The organism is Cyclobacterium xiamenense, from assembly GCF_042140265.1.
In the GTDB taxonomy this organism is placed as follows: domain Bacteria; phylum Bacteroidota; class Bacteroidia; order Cytophagales; family Cyclobacteriaceae; genus Cyclobacterium; species Cyclobacterium xiamenense_A.
The window spans coordinates 2645584-2667974 of the sequence record NZ_CP159481.1; the positions used below are offsets into that span (position 1 = coordinate 2645584).

At 49.2% G+C, this 22391-nt stretch carries 15 protein-coding genes and 1 tRNA gene; 10 read left to right on the top strand and 6 right to left on the bottom strand.

The annotated features are described in order from the left end of the window. Window positions 1–3: 3 nt before the first annotated feature. On the top strand, window positions 4–1524 hold the full coding sequence (locus ABWH99_RS11120) for an arylsulfatase (RefSeq protein WP_375586345.1): 1521 nt from the start codon (window positions 4–6) through the stop codon (window positions 1522–1524). Next, entirely contained in the window at window positions 1524–3659 is a 2136-nt protein-coding gene (locus ABWH99_RS11125) for a pyrroloquinoline quinone-dependent dehydrogenase (RefSeq protein ID WP_375586346.1), read from the top strand. The genes ABWH99_RS11120 and ABWH99_RS11125 overlap by 1 nt, the downstream gene beginning before the upstream one ends. Before the next feature lie 359 nt (window positions 3660–4018). Here ABWH99_RS11125 and ABWH99_RS11130 read toward each other — a convergent pair whose 3' ends face one another. Both ABWH99_RS11130 and ABWH99_RS11135 read right to left on the bottom strand, forming a co-directional pair. Then, window positions 4019–5581: a fibronectin type III domain-containing protein gene (locus ABWH99_RS11130; RefSeq protein ID WP_375586347.1), complete on the bottom strand. Its 1563-nt coding sequence runs from the start codon at window positions 5579–5581 to the stop codon at window positions 4019–4021. Window positions 5582–6264: 683 nt separating this feature from the next. Then, a complete protein-coding gene (locus ABWH99_RS11135) occupies window positions 6265–7140 on the bottom strand; it encodes an AraC family transcriptional regulator (protein WP_375586348.1) in 876 nt (291 codons plus the stop codon). 158 nt (window positions 7141–7298) lie between these two features. Between ABWH99_RS11135 and ABWH99_RS11140 the strand changes: the two genes are divergently transcribed. The 7 genes from ABWH99_RS11140 (at window position 7299) to ABWH99_RS11170 (ending at window position 16508) form a co-directional block, all read left to right on the top strand. Continuing rightward, window positions 7299–9683, top strand: a complete 2385-nt coding sequence (locus tag ABWH99_RS11140) for an FG-GAP repeat domain-containing protein (RefSeq protein WP_375586349.1) — start codon at window positions 7299–7301, stop codon at window positions 9681–9683. 320 nt (window positions 9684–10003) lie between these two features. Next, the gene (locus tag ABWH99_RS11145; protein WP_375586350.1) at window positions 10004–10858 is read left to right on the top strand and encodes a transketolase; all 855 of its coding nucleotides are present in this window, start codon (window positions 10004–10006) and stop codon (window positions 10856–10858) included. Beyond that, a complete protein-coding gene (locus ABWH99_RS11150; RefSeq protein ID WP_375586351.1) occupies window positions 10848–11783 on the top strand; it encodes a transketolase family protein in 936 nt (311 codons plus the stop codon). Before ABWH99_RS11145 ends, ABWH99_RS11150 begins: the two co-directional genes overlap by 11 nt. Window positions 11784–11787: 4 nt before the next feature. Next, window positions 11788–12819 carry a zinc-binding dehydrogenase gene (locus ABWH99_RS11155; RefSeq protein WP_375586352.1) on the top strand — a complete coding sequence of 344 codons (1032 nt, stop codon included), beginning with the start codon at window positions 11788–11790 and terminating at the stop codon, window positions 12817–12819. Window positions 12820–12826: 7 nt separating this feature from the next. Then, complete coding sequence (locus ABWH99_RS11160; protein WP_375586353.1) at window positions 12827–13609, top strand: SDR family NAD(P)-dependent oxidoreductase; 783 nt, start codon at window positions 12827–12829, stop codon at window positions 13607–13609. Window positions 13610–14082: 473 nt separating this feature from the next. Next, the gene (locus ABWH99_RS11165) at window positions 14083–14949 is read left to right on the top strand and encodes a hypothetical protein (RefSeq protein ID WP_375586354.1); all 867 of its coding nucleotides are present in this window, start codon (window positions 14083–14085) and stop codon (window positions 14947–14949) included. 473 nt (window positions 14950–15422) lie between these two features. Further along, window positions 15423–16508, top strand: a complete 1086-nt coding sequence (locus ABWH99_RS11170; RefSeq protein ID WP_375586355.1) for a hypothetical protein — start codon at window positions 15423–15425, stop codon at window positions 16506–16508. Between the two features lie 470 nt (window positions 16509–16978). Here the strand turns inward: ABWH99_RS11170 and ABWH99_RS11175 are convergent. Then, window positions 16979–17052, bottom strand: a tRNA-Asp gene (locus tag ABWH99_RS11175). 572 nt (window positions 17053–17624) lie between these two features. Here ABWH99_RS11175 and ABWH99_RS11180 point away from each other — a divergent pair. Beyond that, window positions 17625–18353, top strand: coding sequence for a VIT1/CCC1 transporter family protein (locus ABWH99_RS11180; protein WP_375586356.1), 729 nt, complete (start codon window positions 17625–17627; stop codon window positions 18351–18353). Between the two features lie 1118 nt (window positions 18354–19471). Here ABWH99_RS11180 and ABWH99_RS11185 read toward each other — a convergent pair. The 3 genes from ABWH99_RS11185 to pckA all read right to left on the bottom strand — a co-directional run bounded on the left by ABWH99_RS11185 (window position 19472) and on the right by pckA (window position 22361). Then, window positions 19472–20311, bottom strand: a complete 840-nt coding sequence (locus ABWH99_RS11185) for an alpha/beta hydrolase (RefSeq protein ID WP_375586357.1) — start codon at window positions 20309–20311, stop codon at window positions 19472–19474. A gap of 132 nt (window positions 20312–20443) precedes the next feature. After that, on the bottom strand, window positions 20444–20815 hold the full coding sequence (locus tag ABWH99_RS11190) for a hypothetical protein (protein WP_375586358.1): 372 nt from the start codon (window positions 20813–20815) through the stop codon (window positions 20444–20446). Beyond that, window positions 20784–22361 carry a phosphoenolpyruvate carboxykinase (ATP) gene (gene pckA, locus ABWH99_RS11195; protein ID WP_375586359.1) on the bottom strand — a complete coding sequence of 526 codons (1578 nt, stop codon included), beginning with the start codon at window positions 22359–22361 and terminating at the stop codon, window positions 20784–20786. Before pckA ends, ABWH99_RS11190 begins: the two co-directional genes overlap by 32 nt. Window positions 22362–22391 lie beyond the last annotated feature (30 nt).

Sequence of the window (22391 nt, forward strand, 5' to 3'; positions counted from 1 at the left end):
ACTATGGAAAATTTAAAACCATTACCATCTTACGGCGCGCGTTTGCTGCTATGTATTATTGGCTCCCTTGCCTTTTCCTGTGGAACTTCCGGGGAAGACGACGAGCAACTTGCGTCAAAACCCAATATCATCTACATATTGGCGGATGACCTGGGGTATGGTGATCTTAGCTTTCTGGGGCAGGAAAGATTCCAAACGCCGCATATCGACGGATTGGCAGCCCGGGGAATGGTGTTTACCCAGCACTATGCGGGATCCACGGTTTGTGCCCCCTCGCGCTCCGCCTTGATGACCGGCCTGCATACCGGACATACGCCGGTACGCGGTAACCGGGGTATGAACGGAGGCCAATACCCCTTACCGCAAGGCATGCAAACCTTACCTAAGGTATTGAAAGGTGCGGGGTACGTAACGGGCGCTTTTGGAAAATGGGGGTTGGGATATCCCGGTTCCGCAGGCGATCCCCTTGCTCAGGGCTTTGATGTCTTTTTTGGCTACAATAGCCAGACCATCGCCCATAATTACTATCCCAGGGAATTAAACGATAACGATGCCATCTTGACACTGGAAGGCAACCAGGGTGCTGAAGAGGGGCAGTACGCACCGGAACTAATTCAGGAACGACGCCTGCAGTTTATCGAAGCAAACAAGGATACCACGTTTTTCCTGTACATGCCGTCCATTATTCCCCATGCGGAGTTATTCGCGCCGCAAGCCTATCTGGAAAAGTTTTTGAAACGAACCAATCCCGAGCCACCCTATCGATTCGAAAGCTTGTTGGGTCCGGAAACGCCCTACGAAGGGGTAGACGATCCGAATCATCCCCGGTACAAAGTGGGGGGCTATGGATCCCAGCCTTATCCCCACGCCGCATTTGCTGCCATGGTGACCTTATTGGACGATCAGGTAGGACAAATCGTCGCCAGGTTGGATTCTTTGGGTATTCTGGATAACACGCTGATTGTATTCAGTTCCGACAACGGCCCCCACCTCGAAGGAGGCGCGGATCCTGATTTTTTTAATAGCAATGGCCCTTTTCGGGGGTACAAGCGCGATTTACACGAAGGGGGGATCCACGTACCCATGATAGTCAGCTGGCCTGCAAAGGTGAAAGCAGGCAGTCAAACGGATCACATCAGCGCTTTTTGGGATATTTTGCCCACCTTGGCCGAAGCAGCGGGTGCGGGTTACGAGCAAGGTATCGACGGAATCTCCTTTTTGCCCACCCTTCTGGGAGAAGGCGAACAGGGTACACATTCCTACCTTTACTGGGAATTTCACGAGCAAGGAGGCAAGCAGGCGGTACGCATGGGTAAGTGGAAGGGAATTCGCCTGGATATTTTTGCGGGTAATCGGAAAATTTTGCTCTACGACCTGGCGGAGGACCCCGGTGAAACCCGTGACCTGAGTGGAGAGCATCCCGATATTGTGGCAGAAATAGATCGAATAATGAGGGAATCCCGGATGGAAGATGTGGATTGGCCATTTCGTTCGAAAATTGACACCGAAAACAAGTACCAGTAATGAAAAAAATAGCCCATTACCTTTTGATGCTAAGCGCATGCGCAGTTTCGGCGGCCGGATGTACCTCAGATGATCGGTACAGCAGCTGGGAACAGTACCGGGGAAGTTCCACGGCGGCTCAGTTTTCCAGTTTGGATCAAATCACCAAAGAAAACGTGCACTTGCTCGAACCTGCCTGGACCTTTCACACGGGAGACAAACGGGAGCGAACACCCATGGAATGCAATCCGATCGTCCTGGGAAAGATCATGTATATCACCTCGCCCCAACTGGACCTTATCGCCCTGGATGCACGGACCGGGGAAGTACTTTGGCGTTTTGACCCAGCGGCATATGGGCAATCGGGTGGGGTCAATCGTGGCGTAACGGCTTATACCGCCGGCGGAAAAACGCGTATTTTTTTGGCAGCCGGGCACCTCTTGTTTGCCCTGGATGCGGTATCCGGAGACCTGGTTGAAGCATTCGGGGAAAAGGGCATGCTGGATCTTCGCAAGGACCTTGGACGGGATCCGGAAACACTTTCGGTATCCTTGAATACGCCGGGAATCATCTATAAGGACCTATTGATCATCGGATCGGGAACTGGGGAGGGATACGATGCCGCTCCCGGTCACATCCGGGCCTATTCCGCCGAAACCGGCGATTTCCGTTGGGTTTTTCATACCATACCTCAGGAAGGAGAATACGGATACGATACCTGGCGCTGGGTGGAGGGTGAAAATTACGGCGGTACGAACAACTGGGGCGGGTTAAGTCTGGACGAAGAAAGCGGCTGGGTGTACGTCGCTACCGGATCGCCGACCTACGATTTTTATGGCGGCAACCGCATCGGTGAGAACCTCTATGGCAATTCCATCCTTGCACTGGATGCCAGCACTGGAGCCTACCAGTGGCACTACCAGGCGGTAAGTCACGATATTTGGGATTACGATTTGCCTTGTGCGCCCACCTTAGCCGATTTTCCGATGAATGGGAAAATGGTCAAGGCGCTGATCCAGCCTACCAAAATGGGGGAATTGATTCTTCTGGACCGGGTTACCGGAAAGCCATTGCTGGACCTGGAGGAGCAACTCGTACCACCTTCCTACGTGCCCGGTGAAGTAGCCCATCCGACGCAAAAAATTGGACAGGGAATTCGAGTCGTCCCTCAGGGGCTGGACAGTACCTATTTGACGACGATTTCCCGGGAAGCCGCGGCCTATGCGAAAAACGAATTCAGAAAATACCGCAACGAGGGTATGTATACTCCGCCCAGCCTGGAAGGATCCCTTACCTTTCCGGCCACTCGTGGTGGCATGCTATGGGGAGGGCTTTCCCACGACCCAAAAAGCCATATGGTCTATGTGAATGCCAATGAAATCCCGATGGTACTTCAGCTACGGAACCTATCCGGGGATTCCGAGGAGGGAGATATGGTCAGCGGACCCGGTTCCGGCAGGTACATTTACCTCTCCAATTGTTCCAATTGCCATGGGGCAAACCGACAAGGATTGGGGGAGGCATTCCCGGCACTGACCAATCTCAGAGAACGACACGATCGTGAATCGGCAAAGCGGATCATTACTGGTGGAAACGGGGTGATGCCTGCGTTTCGTGGTTTTGGAGAGGAGCAGTTGGAAGCATTGATCGGTTATTTATTGGACGAAGTACCCCCTGTTGCATCCCCTGTGGAAACGCCCGCAGCAGAAAAGGAAGCCATGGATCGGTATGTATTGCAAGGGTTTCGCATTTTTACCGACGAGGAAGGTTTTCCCGCGAGTCGACCGCCCTGGGGAACACTGAATGCAATCGACCTGACCACGCAAACCATCAAATGGAAAGTGCCCCTGGGCGAATATCCCGAATTGAAAGCGAGGGGAGTGGCACCCACCGGCACCCAAAATTTCGGCGGTTGTGTGGCCACAGCGGGAGGGCTGGTATTTATCGGGGGTTCGGCCGATGAAATGTTCCGGGCTTTTGATGCGGAAACGGGAAAAGTGCTCTGGGAATACCGGCTTCCAGCCGGAGGTTATGCGGTGCCTTCGGTGTATGAAGTGGAAGGCAGGCAATACGTGGTTATCGCCGCGGGAGGCGCCAATCGCCTGGGCACTCCTGCAGGAGATGCCTATGTGGCATTTGCCTTACCGGAGGAGTGAAACGTGCCAATACCCCTGATTTCATCGCATTTGAGCCGTATTATCGGATGCAAAAGCGGAAACTAACTCGTTAATTTTGAAAATCCAAAATCCCGCGGGGCAAAGAGATGGATTTTTTACGTGTAAAAAAAAATCCGAGTGCCGAAGATAGGGGCAAGGTATTTCACCTCAGGTTGACCCCCATGTTTTCTTGTAGGATGCATTTCATCGGGTGACCTTGTTGCCAATACTGCGAAGCAACGCGGTAAACCAAAAGCCCTAAAAAACGAAACTCCCTCTGCCTCAACGGAGGGAGTTTCGTCTGTCTTGATTTTTAAAAGGGTGTCCCTTGTGCGAATGGAGCCCAATCCCGCAAGCCTTTATTCCCTGATGTTTCCTTGCTCGTCGATGCTCAGTTCTTTTCGTTCCCCGTCTTTCTCCAGGCGCACGGAGAAAACCAGCTGGTTTTCTTCTTTACGCGCACTTACACGGGTAATGGCGTAATTCGGATACCGGCTTTGAAGAATCGTTTGCAAGTTTTCCGGTAAGGGGTCTTCGTAGGGGATGGTATTGGAAAACCGTCTCTCCGAGACAGCTTCGGATTTTCGCTCGATAAATTTGTTGGTACCATCGGCTTGTTTTTCCAGATCGAAGGCATCGTACAGCTCTCCAATGGCGGTATAGGACTCAAAGCTCAGCTTGTCGCCTTCGATGTGGATCACCTGAAACAATTGGGTGTTTTCAGCGGCCCGGTCTCGATCGGCTTCGTAATCCTCCCAGCCATTTCTTCGGAGTTCGTACATTTTTCCTCCACTTACGGACACCACGTATACCGTTCCGGTTTTGTCCCGCGCGTTCACGCCGTCCAACACATTGTCGCCCGGAGACACCCGACCCCGGGCATAGCTGTGGTCGTGTCCTTGCAGTGCCAGGTCCACTTTGTATTTGTCAAACAGTGGCTTCCATGCTTCCCGAAGCCGGGCATTGTCCCTTCCTTCCGAGGCAGAGAACAGCGGGTGATGGTAGGTAACAATGGTCCATTTTTGAGGATTATTGGACAACACTTCTTCCAGCCAGGGGATTTGTTCTGCTTGCATCACGTTGCTGTTCAGGGAAATAATACGGGCATCCTGGTAGTCCATGTAGTAGACCGTCTCGGCAAGTTCTTCCAGGCCTTCGGGGCCATTTTCCGGCAAGGTGAATTGTGGCCTCCATTGCAAGGAAAGCCTGCGCGCTGCATCTGCTCCGTCCCATTCCGGAATGCTGCGGTATTCGTGGTTTCCGGGCGTTGAAAGGGAGGGAACCATGCTGTGTATAAATCCTCCTGCCGTGAACCACTCGTGCCATTCCTGGTCCCGGTGCGCGGTATTTACTAAATCTCCCGCATGAATGATAAATTTGGCATCCGGTGCCTTTCGGTAGCCTTCCCGAATCAGCCGGGCCCACAGCTCCAGAATGTAATTTTGTGTGTCGCCCACATAGAGAAAGGCAAATGGTTCGTCCTTGTCATCGGATGCCGTGCTAAACTGAATCCATTCACTCCAGGTATCCCCATCGCCCACCCGATAGGCATAGGTAGTTGCGGGTTTTAAATCGGAAAAGGTCACGGAATGGTAGTGCGCTTTTACCCGGGCTACTTCCACCGAAGAGGCATCCAGCAATTCAGTTTTGGCCGGAAGTGTTTCTGCATTCCGCCAGAACTTGGGCGCTCCATCCGCCACCGCTATCTCCGCAAACGTCTGGGAAATGGTGGTGTCGGTTCGCCAGGTGACACTGGCCTGATGAGCAGGGTCCGCACCAAAATTGAGCACAATCCGGTCCGGATAATACGAAGGTTTGCTCCATTCCTCGCGAAAAGTTGGGGCTTTGTATACACGGTATTCCTGCGCCAGGGTCCATTGGCAAGCAGCGACTAGTAACAAGGTAAAGAAAAGGTTTTTCATTTTTTGGGAACGCTTTGAACGGTTTTTGGGAAAGGTACGAAAATCAAGTTTGGATGTCAATGCATACCAACAAACGAAGGTACGAAAACCGGATTACGCGGGTGTTACGAAAATGGGAAGGAACGATGAAAATATACGAATGAAAAAAGGAGCTGAAAACAGGCCTGGCATCCCAAAGAAGTTCCGGGCGGTTTTATTAGAAATCGGTGGAGGAAACGGCAAGGACTTTCCCTCCACATCATTGAAAACGACAAGCGCGCGCCTTGGTACTGATTTTTACGTAAGCCAAATCGCAATTTTGACTACACCGATCAATAGATACCGGTGATGAATAAAAAGGCACCTTCAAAAAAAATGACAAAATCTGTAGCCAGGTACCGGACAGTGCAGGCGTTCAAGCAGGCAATCCGCACATGCACCCACACAGGGAGAGGTGGATATCTATTTGGAAAAAAGGGCCGCTTTGGTTGTCCCAGAGGGCGAAATCGGCTTTGTTGTTTAGCTGCAGGATGAAACCGGTTGGCAGAGCCTCACCGAGACGAATTTGGTGGCATGTAGCCCTTGCCGCCAGTTGAAAGAACCTGGAATTAGTTCGAATGGTAGGTCCATCCTTTTTCAGCCTAGGTGGGGGAGAAAACCCCGATCCACTTTGGCATTCGCCCGATGCATACCCATGCGCTTCTTTATTTCCTATTGAAAAACTTGTGTTTGTATTTCAGTGGAGTGGTTTTGGTATATTTCTTAAACTGCCGTTGAAAATAGGAGAAGTTGTTGAATCCACACTCGTAGCAGATTTCAGTGACGGTCAGTTCTCCTTCCATCAATAAACGACAGGCATGACCCACCCTGAGCTCATTGACAAGGTTACTAAAGGTTTTTCCGGTTCTCTTTTTAAAATACCGGCAATACGTGGAAGTACTCATGTTTAGAAGGATGGCTGCCTCTTCGAGGCGGATTGCGCTTTTGTAATTTCCCAGGATGTATTCGTACATGCGATTCACCCGGACCCTGTCGGTGCTCGCCACCGGATATTGAAATGCGGGACTCGAGAGTTCGGTCAAATCTCTTGATTTGGAGAGAATATGGAGCATTTCCAACAGAAGAAAAATTTTATCGAATCCTTCCAATTCAAGCATCTTTTCCATTTTTTCAGCCAGGCACTTTTTTGTGGCCCCTGAGACTACCAATCCTTTGGCGGCGCGTTCGAAAAGATGCCGGATTTTCACCATTTCAGGAGATCCGAAAAAGGCGTCGCCTAAGAAGTCTTCCAGGAAATGAATGACAATTGCCCGTACGCGGAGATGGTTCCGCGGTAGTTGGTAATACTCCTCTGCATTCCGATGAAAATGGGGCAGGTTGGGTCCGACAAAAATCATGTCACCCGGATAAAAAGAAGCCACATGGTCACCTACAAAGCGTTTGCCGCTGCTTTCCGTGATGAGGGTAAGTTCGTACTCGGGGTGAAAATGCCATGGGGTAGTGATGCAAGGCAAGATGTCTTCCTTAATGGCAAAACTGCTCTTGGAGGTGACCGATATTTTTTCCAGCAATGGCTCCATATTCACGGTAGTAAACTAATATAATATAGGCAAAAAACTACGTATAAAAAGGCTTGATTGACAATATAGTACACAAATTCGACAAAATAGGAGAGGTTTTGTAGTTCTTTCTATCGTAAATTTGTTTAGTATCTTCTTAAATCCTAATAAAACTCAGAATGGCCTTCTTCTTATTTCGTAAAAACACCAAAGAAAAATTGGGTGCCTCCGGGCAGGGGGTAGTTGGATGGTTTCCGGCTGTTGTGATGCTAGTGGTTTTGTTGATCGGATGTGGCCGGGAAGCAGACGAAGAATCCAAGAGCAGCATCGAGGTGCCTGTAGTGGATTGGATGCACTTATCCAGTTCTAGCGGCGAACTACCAACCCCCAATGCTGGGAATCAACAGACGGCGACCCTTGTGGCGGATCTGGATAGGGATGGTGTGAACGATTTTGTAATTACGGAACGGACAGAGGGGCCGGCCGTGGTTTGGTACCGGCGCACCAACGAAGGTTGGGACAGGTACATCATTGAAAATGAAGCACTGACCATCGAAGCTGGTTCGGCCTATGGCGATATAGACGGGGATGGGGATATGGATTTGGTGTTTGGTGGGGATGGTCAGAGCAACGAGATTTGGTGGTGGGAAAATCCTTACCCTGATTTTGAACCAAGTACTGCATGGACGAGACGAGTGATCAAATCAGGTGGCGCCAATAAACACCACGATCAGATTTTTGCAGACCTAAACGGAGACAGCCGCGAAGAACTGATTTTTTGGAATCAGGGGGACAGAAAGCTTTTTGTTGCTCCAATTCCGGAGGATGTAACGAAAGTTTCCGAATGGGAGTTGGTCGAGATTTATGCATACGAAGAAACCGACACGCCTCAGAAAGGACGTTATCCGAGTTGGAAAAGGCCGAATGAACACGAGGGACTGGCCATCGCTGATGTAGATGGTGACGGTACAGTGGATATTGTTGGAGGTGGAAGGTGGTTCAAGCATCGGGGAGATTTTCAGTTTGACGTACACGAGATAGATCCTGCCTATGCGTTTACACGTTCCATTGCCGGTCAATTTATCCCAGGGGGAAGACCAGAAATCATGCTTGTGGCCGGGGATGGGGCGGCGCCTCTCATTTTCTACGAGTGGAAAGCGGGTAGCTGGATGGAGAAAGTACTGATAGATACGGTGTATGACGGGCATTCGATCAACCTAGTCGATTACAATGAGGATGGGCATTTGGATATATTTTTGGCCGAAATGGAGTTGGGTAATCATCCGGACAAGCCCAAAGCACGGGTGATGCTAGGTAATGGTGAGGGAGATTTCGAAACGGTGGAGTTGCTTAGCGGGTTTGGTTGGCACGAAAGCAGGATGGTGGATTTGGACGGAGATGGTGACCTCGATATTCTGGGAAAACCCTACACCTGGGACGCTCCAAGGCTGGATATTTGGTTGAACGAGGGCACGGAGATGGGTAACCCGGCCTTGTCTTCGGAAAATTGGGAGCGGCACCAAATTGTCCGTGACTTGCCCGATAATGCCATTTATGTACATGCAGAGGACCTGGACGGCGATGGACTCCGCGATATCATCGCTGGTGCTTATTGGTATAAAAACCCAGGGAAGATTTCCGATAATTGGGAAGCAAAAACCATCGGAGGGGGCATGACCAATATGGCGCTTCTTCACGACTTCGATGGGGACGGACACATGGACGTTTTGGGTACTACAGGTAAAATGCCCCAGGAAAACAGGTTTCTTTGGGCAAAAAATGATGGAAAGGGAAATTTTACGACCTATGCGAACATCGGAGAGGGAGACGGAGATTTTTTGCAGGGAATAGCCATAGCCCGGTTTGTGCCCGATGGCCCCTACCAAATTGCCCTGAGTTGGCATGCGGCTGAAAAAGGGATTCAAATGATCACCCTTCCGGATAATCCGCTTCGAGATGAGTGGACTATCCGGAAAATCAGCCCCCATACCCTGGATGAGGACCTGAGTGTTGGTGACATCAACCGAAATGGTCTTTTAGATCTCTTTCAGGGTACTCAGTGGATAGAAAACCCGGGCACATTGGATGGAGCGTGGAACCTGCATGTGATCGGTGAGGTCACCGCCGGGGAGCCGGATAGAAATAACCTCCTGGATTTCAACAAAGACGGAAAACTTGATGCGGTAGTTGGTTTGGAAAATGGAACCGATATTTTACTCTTTTTGCAAAAAGATGCATCCGGAACTTCCTGGCATAGAAAAATCATTGCGAGCAATGTGGGAGGAGGCTTTAGCATGGATGCAGGGGATATAGACGGAGACGGGCTGGCAGATGTGGTACTGGGAGAACACAGGGGAGATCCCTCCAACCGGCTAATCATCTATGAAAACACCAATAATGCCAAAAACTGGATACCCCACGTGGTAGATACGGGTCTAGAAACAGACATTGATCATCACGACGGTACCGTCTTAGTGGACATTGAAAATGACGGGGACCTGGATATCCTTTCCATTGGATGGTACAATAAGCACATTTGGGTGTACGAGAATACATCCAACTAACGAAAATCAGCTGCCCAGGAAAATCAGCAGAGGACCGGCTTTGTTTCCGGCACAATTCCTAAAAGACCGCTTTCTTTTGAAGAGCTGGCCGGTAGAACCAATTGGGTAGCTGATTTCGGTAAAAAAGAAATCAAATTCCTTTACGGGAACGGAGGATAGCTGATTTGGAAAAGAGAGCTTTTCCAAAACCTATTGTGCAGAAATTGAGGGTCTGCCGCAACACGAAGTGTGGGAATTGGTAGAAAGCGGCAACCTACCAGCAGTTGCGAACAAGCAAGCAGAGAAGATTGCTTCAGAACCAGATAGCCCGGTAGAATAACATGAAAACGAGTGCAGGAATGGAGAAAATTGCAAGAAATGACCTCGCAGGTTTCAGGAAGAAGGCCAAGACCATCAGGGAATCCATTTTGACCATGGTACATCAGGCAAATTCTGGTCATGTCGGAGGTAGCCTTGGAGCCACGGACCCGTTGGTGGCCCTGTATTATCATGTGATGGACCATCGACCCGATCATCCGGATTGGGAAGACAGAGACCGTTTTATTTTATCCAAGGGACACTGTACCCCAGTTTTGTATTCGGTGTTGGCAGATTGCGGATATTTTCCAATGTCGGATCTGGCAACGTTTCGACGGCCCGGATCCCACCTTCAGGGACACCCCTATCAGCCAAAAACCCCGGGAGTGGAGGCGTCTACAGGAACGTTAGGCCTTGGGATTTCCACGGGTGTCGGCATGGCTCTGGGAGCGAAAATCCGAAACCAAGGGCATTATTATTACATTCTTTGCGGAGACGGGGAAATTCAGGAAGGGCAGGTCTGGGAAGCTGCAATGTTTGCCAATAAGTATAAATTGGATAATGTGGTGGGAATCGTCGATAGGAATTACCTTCAAACCGATGGCAACTCAGAGGAGATCATGCCTCTGGATCCCTTGGTTCCGAAGTGGGAGAGTTTTGGCTGGCATGTGCAGGAAATAGATGGGCATGACTACCTCGCAATTATTGATGCGGTGACAGAGGCGAAAGCGGTTAGGGGGAAGCCTTCCATGATTGTTGCCAACACGGTGAAAGGAAAAGGCGTGGCTTTTATGGAAAACGTGGTAAAATGGCACGGAACCCCACCCGACAACGACGAGTATAACAAAGCCTTAAAAGCCTTGGAAAATGGAATATAAAGAGACGAGAAGAGGCTACGTAGATGCGCTGATTGAATTGGCCGAAACGCACCCCGAGTTGGTGGTTTTGGATGCGGATGTGGCCAAAGCCACAAAGACAGAACTCTTTCAAGACCGCTTCCCTGGGCGTTTCTTCAATTGCGGGGTACAAGAGCAAAACATGCTTTCGGTAGCTGCGGGATTGGCAATGGAAGGATTTCTGCCGTTTGCATCCACCTTTGGTGTCTTTGCAACCTGTCGCGCTGCCGATCAGATGAGGAACTCGATTGCTTATCCCAAGGTAAATGTAAAAATTGGAGCAACCCATTGCGGGATTACCACGGGTGGGGACGGTGCCTCCCATCAGAGCAACGAGGACATAGCCATCGCACGATCATTTCCACATATGACGGTACTTGTTCCGGGAGACTACGAGGAGGCAAGGCAGGCTACCCTGGCTGCGGCCAACCATCCGGGCCCGGTTTACCTGCGGTTTGGCAGGGATAGCTATCCGGTGGTTCCGGAGATTCATACGCCTTTCAGTATTGGTAAAGGAAAACTAGTCAAAAAAGGATCTGAAATCACACTTATCAGTACCGGAATCATGGTGAATGAGGTACTGAAGGCGCAGGAGATATTGGAAAAAAGGGGAATAAGTGCCCGGGTGTTACACTTCCCATCAGTGAAGCCCCTAGACGAACCTTTACTGATTGCTGCCGCCAAAGAAACCAGGGGAATCGTCACGGCGGAGGAACATTCCATAATCGGCGGCCTTGGGGAGGCAGTAGCAGCGACGGTGGCTGCCAATTGCCCTTGTGCAGTACGTAGGGTTGGAGTGCAGGATGTGTTTGGGGAATCTGGCATGGCTGGGGAGCTGATGGACAAATACGGATTGAGAGCGCCGGATATCGTAGACGAAGCAATGAGAATTTTAACCATGAAATGAACCTATGAAGGCCCTGACAAAATTTGAGAAAGGTAAAGGACACGTTGCCCTAATGGATATGCCAGAGCCGGTATGCCTGAACAATCAGGTAACACTGGAGGTGGCATGCTGCGGGATTTGTGGGACGGATATCCATGTGCTTCACGACACATTCAGGAATTATCCGCCAGTGATTATGGGACATGAATTTGCAGGTAAGGTAGTTGATGTAGGGAAAGATGTACAAAAGATTAAGCTGGGCGATACCTTTTCGGTACTGGGAGCCACTGCCGTTACCTGCGGAAATTGCAGGTATTGCTACCGCGGTGAATTTATGTTTTGCAAAAACCGCCGGGGTATGGGGCATGGGGTCAATGGCGCTTTCGCCAAATTTGCCACCGCTAGACCCGACCAGCTTTTCGCAGTCCCTGAAGGGGTGAGCCTTGAAGAGGCAGCCCTGGTGGAGCCTCTGGCCGCGGCAGTCCATGCTGTATGCGATATTGCCCGCATCAAACTGGGTGACCAGGTGCTGGTATCCGGTCCTGGTACCATGGGACTTATGGCTCTGAAACTCTTGCTAGCTCAGGGTATAAAAACAATTGTCGCCGGTACCTCCGAAGATGCCTACCGCTTAAGTCTTGCGGAAGAGTATGGGGCTTACAAAGTGGTGATGGTGGACCGTGAGAACCTTCAGGAGGTAATTCTGGAGGAAACAGAAGGACTGGGAGTGGATTTGGCGTTTGAGTGTGCAGGCGCGGAAGGCTCTGTCAGAAATTGCCTGGAAGCGATTAAGCCGTTGGGGCAATACATACAGGTGGGACATTTTGGGAAAGATCTGCGGGTGCCATGGGATTTGGTGGCCTTCAGACAGCTTAAAATCCTTGGTTCAGTAGGATATACCCGGGACACCTGGCTGCAAACATTCCGCATATTGGAACAGGGAAGGTTGAATGTAAAAGATATTATCACCCATACGTTTCGGCTTTCCGAATGGGAGGAGGGGTTTGACCTGACGCAGCGAAAAAAGGCCGTTAAAGTACTACTGTACCCGGAGTAACGATTTTATGAGACGATTTGAGGGTAAAGTGGCATTGATTACCGGTGCAGGACAGGGTATTGGCTACCAGATTGCAGAGTCGCTGGTTCGCGAAGGCGCATACGTGATCATTAATGATTCCAACAAGCAAGTCGCGAAATGTGCAACCGAGCGAATCGACAAGCTGTACCCGGGGAGAAGCGTTGAGGTGATAGGCAATGCAAGCAAACTATCGGTGATAAACGAATTGATCGGAAAAGCCCTGCATACGTTCGGGAAATTGGACCTGGTGGTAGCAAATGCTGGTTGCACGCTGTTCGGGAATTTTTTCGAATACACAGAAGCGCAATTTGACCAGACCATGGAAGTCAATTTAAAGGGTACGTTTTTTTTGGTGCAGAAGGCCGCAAAAGCGATGGTCGAGGCCGGTACCGGGGGACGTATTGTCCTTATGTCGTCCACGCTGGGCTTAATGGCCTATCCCGATTTGACGGCATACTCCATGACCAAAGCCGCTATTCAAATGATGGCCAAAAGCCTTGTGCTGGATTTGGCTTGCCATGACATAACGATCAACACCATCGCCCCCGGGGCCACCCTTACGGAGCGTACGTTAAAGGAAGAGAAAGACTACGAAGCATATTGGAGCAAGTTGATTCCGCGAAAAAAAACCGCCACTACGCAGGATATTGCCAATGCAGCTCTTTTCCTGTTGGCAGCGGAAGCGGCTCATATTACCGGGCAGACCTTGGTGGTGGATGGGGGCTGGAGTTCCGTTGGAAATAATCCGAATGAAGCAAAAGGAGGATAAATGGTTTGGGCCAATGTATCCAACCCGCTTAATGCGGTTTGCAAGGTTAGTTTTTCTACGGTAACAGCCAAAGTTTCGGATCTTGCTGAATTTCAATTCCGTTACTAGTGTGTTGTACACCATTTCGGCTAGCTAGTGATTTATTTGAAATTGAGAATTATCCAGCATATCCGATAAATTATTAAAATAACAGCTTACGCTATCCCGGTCGATCGGGTGAGGTGTAGCGTCCTTAACTGCCGGTACAGGCAAGAGGATGGGTCAAACAGGAGAAAACTTCCCGGGGAAGGCAATCTGGCAGCCATACCTGGGAAATCAGTCCGATGGAAGCCATTCAAAATCCTCCGGACACAAGGGGATAGTCGGTTGCTAGCGGCGTACCGATCGAAGCAAAGCCTATCCTCCGTGGAATTCGCCGCACCAGGGGACAGGAATCATCGGGAAAAGAAATTGAATCTGCAAACGATACTTCAATGAGGAAAAGTGTACGTATACTAATTTCAATTGGCCTGGTTACCTGCTGTTCCAATCCGGCGGCGCAGGTGAAAATAGCGGAGGTTTCCCATATTGGCAGACCCCATTTTAAAATTACTACCCAACGGGCCACCTATTATCTGGATCGGAGCGGTGCCGGAATTTCCAGTGTGGTAGACACGGATGACATCGATTGGATTAATTTCAACGGCGATCCCCATATTACAGGGGCCAAAGGAGCCTCGAGTGGCTACAGAGGCCTGGGTAATCTGGTTTTCAGGTCCGATGACGGGGGAGCAGGACATCCGGGGTTTGATAAATGTGAGTGTAAAATCATTTCTCAGACGGAAATTTATTGCGAAAGCATCAGTAAAAAATGGGCCTGGACATGGGCTTTTACCGATGAATTCGGTAAAATAACTCTAGAGAAAACAGACCCTGGTCATGCTTACTGGTTTTTGTATGAAGGACCGGTAGGGGGGCAATTCAACCCTTCCCAACACTACTGGGGTACTGAGGAAGGTGGCCCGCGCTACGAAACACCAAGCCTCCACCGGGGGGAAGCAGTACAGGGGAAATGGCAATGGGCTTATTTTGGAGACGAGAAATTGGACAGGGTGTTTTTTGTGGCTCAGCAGGAGAAGGACGGTCTTGTGGATTATTTTGCCTACATGGGCGATGATGGGGAATTGGCCAATGATGCCCGGGATGGGATGGTGGTCTTTGGTTTTGGCAGAGATACGGGAGCCAAGCCGCTGATGACGTCGGATGGCAACGTTTTTTATTTTGGGTTTTTCCCCAGTAAAATTGCGGATGCCGGTCTGCATGGAAAGTTGGACGATTACCTGCAATCATTGCTCAAGTGACCATTGCCTGGGGCTTTGGGACGGTGATTGGGTGACGCTAAATGCATTGCAGTGCCTGGATATTGACAAAAAGAAATTAGGTATACTACCAGGATAGTAGATGGGATTTACAGGTGAAATGCGGGTTATCCGCAGTAACACGATTTACTTTCGGTAAAGGGCGGAATAGGGGGGCAGGGGAATTCGTCTTCCAATCAAACGTTGTGCCTGTTAAAATGGGGTTTGCAGTAAGGTATTCTTTGGTGTTTCAACTCAAGATTTAAATCCAGCGTTTGTTCATCAAGCAAAAACCGTTATTTTCTGCCAGGCATCGATACCGCACCAACATTGCTCCTTTAGGGTAAAATGGTCGCAGGGATAGCCTGAAACTAAAAAATGCCATCGGATAGTTGCGCAAAGGCTACTGTGGTAAAATCGGATGTATAATGTTCAGATGACCAACTGGTTACATCTATATAAAAAAGCGAAATCCTATGAATAACAGACGAAATAGCCGCGGTAGGCAAGTGCTTAAAACACTACTCGGGGTCATTGGAGTAACCTTTCTTCTTGGATTGGCAAGTCCCAACTCCAGCTTTGCCCAATCCCCTCAAATAAATGTGTGGTATGGGGACCAGCAATATTTTGGAGAACAAGGTCGTACGCAGCGATGGGTGAATATTCTCGGAAATATCTCGGAAACAGAGAAAGTGAGTTCCCTCGATTTTCGTATAAACCAGGGCGAGCTGCGTTCCTTTTCCCTTGGAAGCGATCTACATCGGTTGGCAACTGACGGAGATTTCAATCTTGAGCTTTCCTGGCAGGATCTCCGGATAGGTGAAAACTCAGTTCGGATCCTCCTCGGGACTACGGATGGTCAAATCCTGGAAAGGGAAATCAAAATCAACATTCTTCCTCTTAGAACATGGCCCATTCCGTATCAGGTTGATTTTTCAACAGAAAAGAATCCTCAGGAAAGTGTTCAGGTGGTGGATGGTTTATGGCACCTGGGTGGGACAGGCATTCGGACCACCGAACCTTACTACGATCGGGTCATCAGCGTGGGGGATACCTCATGGACCAACTACGAAGCAACCGCCCGAATAACCATTCATGCCTTTACACCTCCCGAAAAAGGCCCGCCCACCTACAATGTAACGCATTTTGGAATGGCTTTCAGGTGGAGAGGGCACACCCGGGATGGGCGGCAGCCAAGCAGGGTATGGTACCCATTGGGTGCACAGGGAGAGTTCTTGTTGCATCCCGATCAGACTACCGCTAAATGGAGAATACTTTACGACGGTGGCAGGAATGCTCCGGCACCTTCGTATGCAACAAAAGCGAACGCTATTGCAATGAATAAACCGATGTACATCAAAGGGCAGGTCCGCACACTTTCGGATGGGAATACCCGCTACAGGTTTAAGCAGTGGATGGAGGGTTCACCCGAACCACCGGGATGGGATGTGGAGGGGGTTGAAACCGGTGCCAGAGACTATCCCTCGGGTGCACTTTGTCTGGTACCCCACAATTCAGACGTGACCATACATGAGCTTAAGGTGAAGCCGCTAAGCAAGTAAGTTGTAGTGAAGCATACCCTACCTCGCTAAGACGCCTTTTTAGCCGCTCTTTGAAAGTACGTAGCAGTCGGTGTCCCACGAGGTTCTTCGGGTATCCATAACAGCAGCGCTGGGCCGGGAAATAACTATCAGCCTTTAATGGGGATAAGGTTCGCTTTTCAGAAAGCGAGGAGCTGCACCAAAAACCCCTGGTTTTCGAAAGTTTTTAAGGGAAAGGAGCAGCCTGTCCGGTTTTTCACGGGAGGACTCGAACCCGCGACCTTCCCGAGGTGTCGGGACATTCTCACCAGCCGAACGATTTGAGAAAAGAGGGGAAACAAAAAAAGCCCGGGTATTACCCAGGCTTTTAAGCGGAATGGACGGGACTCGAACCCGCGACCTTCCCGAGGTGTCGGGACATTCTCACCAGCCGAACGATTTGAGAAAAGAGGGGAAACAAAAAAAGCCCGGGTATTACCCAGGCTTTTAAGCGGAATGGACGGGACTCGAACCCGCGACCTCCTGCGTGACAGGCAGGCATTCTAACCAGCTGAACTACCACTCCAATATTTTATACTTTCGACATTCGAACCGGCGACCTTCCCGACGTTTCGGGACATTCTCACCAGCTGAACTAACTCCAAAATTTTGTATTTTCAGCATTCCTATCGGTGATCTTCTTGCCGTGTCGGAGGCTGAGATAAGTACCTCCATCATTCTTAGCGTATGCGATTTGAGCAATACCTAGGTTTCTACCATTTTAATAAGGTAGACATTTCTCAGGGCGAAGATCATTCGGTTCTTCAGGCTGCGCACTGCTCTTCAGGACGTTTCTGAGCTACTTCTCTTTTGAAGTGATGCAAAGGTAGGCGATTGTTTTTTTTCACACAAGGGCAACACCAAAAAAATATTTTACCGGGTTTTATCGGTTTCATAATCAAAGGGATTAATTTGGTAGCCTGCCATAATCCTGAAAGCAGCCGTTATAATTTCCATGCCAAATGGAAAGAGACATTTATACAAACCCGGATAGTGCGAGCTGGCTGGACCAATTCCTTTTAAGTTTTGTGGTGAATAGGACAGTTTAATTGAAATTTGTTTTTATCTTTTGGAACAACGTATCAATTTTATACAGCTTTGAAAGAATCGCAATTACATCAGGAAATACCCATTTTTAGGAATTTGCAAGAATACCTTCGCGAATTTGTTTATGGAGGGATAGACGGGGCAGTCACAACCTTCGCCGTGGTGGCAGGGGCAGTGGGAGCCAACCTGGATCCCATAGTAATCATCATTCTTGGATTCGCTAATCTCTTTGCAGACGGTCTCTCCATGTCCATCGGGGCGTATCTCTCGTCAAAATCGGAAAAGGAGAATTACAACAAACACAAAAGTATCGAATATTGGGAAGTTGATAATTTGCCAGAAAAGGAGCGCGAGGAGATTGAGGTGATTTATCGAAACAAAGGTTTCGAGGGCGTACTGCTTCAACAGGTAGTGGATGTCATCGTATCGGACAGGCACCGGTGGGTGGACGTAATGATGAAAGATGAACTAAATATGATGGAGGAGACCAAAAGCCCCTTTAAAATCGGATTGGCTACGTTGATTTCCTTTATCCTGGTAGGATTCATTCCGCTGACTGTATATGTGTGGGACTATTTTTATACGGTCGCTTTCGACGTGTTTTTCTGGACCTGCCTACTGACGGGAATGGCTTTTCTGTTCGTGGGAGGACTAAAAAGCTGGGTGAATCAAACGGGACTTTTTCGAAGTGTTATGGAAACACTTTCTCTGGGTTTTATTGCTGCATTGGTAGCCTATTATGTAGGAGATTTGTTGGAAGCCTTTCTGTTGCAGGCATAAAAAAAGGAGCCGATGGTTTACAAAGACTCCTGGTATGGGTTTATAGTAACTGACTACAGCTATATTTTCTCGGCAAACGCCGCATTTCGCACGTAGTGTTTCGTAATGATCGCTAAACTTAGTAAAATCAACTGGAAGCACAAGACGCTTGGTTAAATATCTGCTCTGAAAACCGTAAAAAAGTATAAAAGTTTGTTATTTATCATATGACCAAATAAAAAATGGGTTTTTACACGGGGTTGGGGTAAAATAAGTGTATTTTTTACATTTAATATCGATTATTTCTGCGTAAAATTGCTGGCTTCAGGGTGACGCAGGACCTTGGCACAGAAAAATCCGATTTACAAGCAGTCTGCAAAAAATCTCCTTTAATAGCGGGTACCAAAGGGGCTATTTTATCAGCTATTTTCTTAGGTGTATACCTGAATATTACGAGTTTTCCGTCATGGTTTGGCATACCGGTGAGTAGGATTGCAGACCGTTCAATGAATACCATCCAGCCTTGTGCAAGCTTTGGTTATACGATCATTTGAATTCAATTGACCAAGTAAACCTACATCATCCATCATGCAGCCTACCAAACCCCTGGGCCAAAAAGATCCTGTTCCGATCGCTATTGCCCCATTTTTTGGTTTGCAACTGTATGTTCAGCAGCATACCGTCACAGGATCGGCATCTTCAGGCGACGCCGTACTAAGGCTACCAGGAGTGAATAATCCGGAGAAAAAAAAGTGGGTGCCGCCACTGATATTGAGTCAAAATACAGCCTACAGGCGCCTTCCTCTGCGGCCTTGCGGGTACTTAGTTTATCGGCTTTGACGTTAGGGATATTTGAATAGATTCCTCGAGTAACCCGGATGTATCCGTGGAGCCCTGGCTTTCACCACTTTCAGAGGTAGTGGTTGTCGGCTTTGGTACCCAGGAGTGGGTTAGCGTTATAGGAGCTAATTCTTCAGTAAATAGCGAACAAACCTGCGTTGACCCCTGCCCATTCTCGCTGTCGCTATTCCGGGATAGGCAGGCGGAATAACCGTAACCAATTAGGGAGCGCCGTAAACCCTTCCTTGTGGGCCAATTGGAAAGATGGACAGGAACGTACCGTTAATACGAAACTCAGTTCACCGGCCTGCCGGTAAAAAGCCCTGGGCAATTAGAAAATCCTCCGTTTCTTTCAGGGTCTTCTCGTAAATCTCACGATTTCGGTAGTTGAAGAATCCATGTTCCTCACCCTCGTAGAGGATCAATTGGCAATAGCTTCCTACCTTTTCCATGACCATGGCATAGTATTCCGCTGTGATAACGGGAATCAACCGATCCTGGGTACCCAGGAAAAAAAGGGTGGGAGGTGCGCCCTTTGCCAGGTTATGCAAGGGAGAGAATGCATGGTACCTCGACCCGATGCGTTCGTAGCCGTAGCCTCCCGGCCCATTGTCAATGACCGGGTTAAACAAGAGCAGCGCGGCGGGTTTGGGACTGATTGTTGGATCCTCCGGCGAATTGAAGCCCGAAATAAATGCCGTTGCTGCAGCCAGGTGGCCCCCTGCTGATCCACCCGAGGCAATGATTCGGCTACTGTCGATTTTCAGTCGTTCCGCGTGTATTTTCAGGTACCGGATCGCAGACTTGGCGTCTTCAAGGGCGTCAAAGGGGCTTGTCTGATGCCGAGAGCGAACCCGGTAGTCAGCAAGTACGGTTACCAGCCCCTTTTTGGCAAAGTGTTCCGCATGGGGTTTGAACTGATGGATGTTCCCCCCATTCCAGCCTCCACCAAAGAAAAAGACGATGGCCGGTTGAGCATCAACGGTCTTTTCCGGATAATAGATTTCCATCTCCAGGCTATCGGTGCCTGCTACCTTGTATAATTCATTTGCCATGGATTGAGCCACCGCAAAAAACGTGGAAGTATTGCCCGATACTCCCAAAAGAAGGAGCAGAAAGAAAGTGATTTTTTTGTTCATAAATGCAGAGGTTTACGAGTTAATAGTTGTTCATTTCAAGGCCATTTCCATTTGATGGCAGTAAAGGGCTAACATACAACTTTATAGCTTAGTATGACCGGATCTTCTCGGTCCGGTAATCTTTCAACGGCTTCAAGGAGCTCCTTTTCTATTCCAGCTCATCTGCTGATTACCCGCCAGGTCAAACGAGTGAATGGATAGGTCGTTAACGCATTTGTTGGCGTAATAGATTTTATCCGTTACGACCATTTCGAATTCGCGACAAGACAGGTTAATGAGGCTATCTTTTGGCGCAACCAGGGGAATGAACGCAACCTCAGAAGCACAATTTTCAAAAGTGACTAGCGCCGAATTGTCCAATTCCACGCTGGAGTAGTCAAGCAATTCGTTGTTTTTGGTTTGACAACTCAGGGAAAGGCCTCCACCAACCAACAGTAAAAGCAAGCATATCGTGACGTTACCCATGGTCGCTTCACCGAGGGCCGGCATTGGTGATCGCTGCATCAACCTGCTGCTCAAATTTCCTAAAGTTTTCTTTGAATAAGCGGACTAGTTTGGTTTTTACCTCACGGAACTTATCCGGATCATCCCAGGTATTTTCCGGTACCAATAGCTCCTGTGGTACACCGGGGCAGGAGAGTGGTATGGTCAAGCCAAAATCTGCTTCGGAATGAGTAGCAACCCCTTCGAAATCGTCATTGTGAATGGCATCCAGGATAGCCCGTGTATACCGGAGTTTGATACGGGCACCGGATCCATAATCCCCGCCACTCCAACCGGTATTCACCAGCCAGGCATTTACCTGATGTGTCTTCATTTTGTTTGCCAGGAGTTTTGCGTAGGTATTCGGGTGCCACATCATAAATGCGGCTCCAAAGCAGGCACTAAAGGTGGCCTCGGGCTCTTTGACTCCCATTTCTGTACCCGCTACTTTTGCCGTATAGCCTGAGATGAAATGGTAACTGGCTTGCTCCGGGCTGAGTTTGCTTACCGGCGGCAAAACTCCAAAGGCATCGCAGGTCAGAAAGATAATATTCTTTGGGTGCCCGGCAACGCAGGGAATTTGCGTGTTTTCAATAAATTCTATCGGGTAGGAAGCACGGGTATTTTGCGTAATGGAAGTGTCGCTGTAGTCCACTTCCCGGGTTTTCGGATCGTAAACGACGTTTTCCAACACGGTACCGTAGCGGATGGCGTTGAATATGTCGGGTTCGTTCTCCTCGCTCAGGTCAATGGCTTTGGCATAGCAGCCTCCTTCGATGTTAAAGACGCCTTTCTCGTGCCAACAGTGCTCGTCGTCGCCAATTAATTTGCGTTTGGGATCGGCGCTCAGTGTGGTCTTGCCGGTTCCGGATAGTCCAAATAGCAAGGATACATCGCCGGTCTCGCCCACATTTGCCGAGCAATGCATGGGCAATACATCTTTCATGGGCATCAGGTAGTTCATGATGGAAAAGACGCCTTTTTTCATTTCTCCGGCATACTCCGTCCCAAGGATGACCATTTCCTTCCTTTCCAGGCTGATTCCAACGCTCGTTTTGGATGTCATGTTGGTGGTGAAGTGGTTCGCGGGAAAGCTTCCCGCATTGAAAACGATGTAATCGGGCTCGCCAAAGGTTGCCAGTTCCTCTCTGCTGGGCATGATCAGCATGTTTTGCATGAATAAGGCATGGTACGCCCGGGTGCAAATGATCCGAATTTTCAAGCGGTACCCCGGATCCCATCCGGCAAAGGCATCTACCACGTACAGGTGATCCCGGGTATTGAAATAATCGATGGCGCGCTCCCGGTTTACCAGAAAGGTATACTCGCTCATCTCGTAGTTCACGGCACCCCAGTCTATATTTTTTTCAGAATTGGGATGACGGACAATGCGCTTATCTTTGGGACTTCTGCCGGTTTTTTTACCGGAATACACCATCAGTGCTCCTTTATCGGAAATGGCAGACCCTTTTTCCAGACGCAATGCCGATTCATACAATATGGCAGGCTCACTATTGCGAAAAATATCCGATACTTCGATTCCGTAAGCGGCTAAATTAAAATCCATAGATGGGTTTGTTTTCGATTTCAACGAATC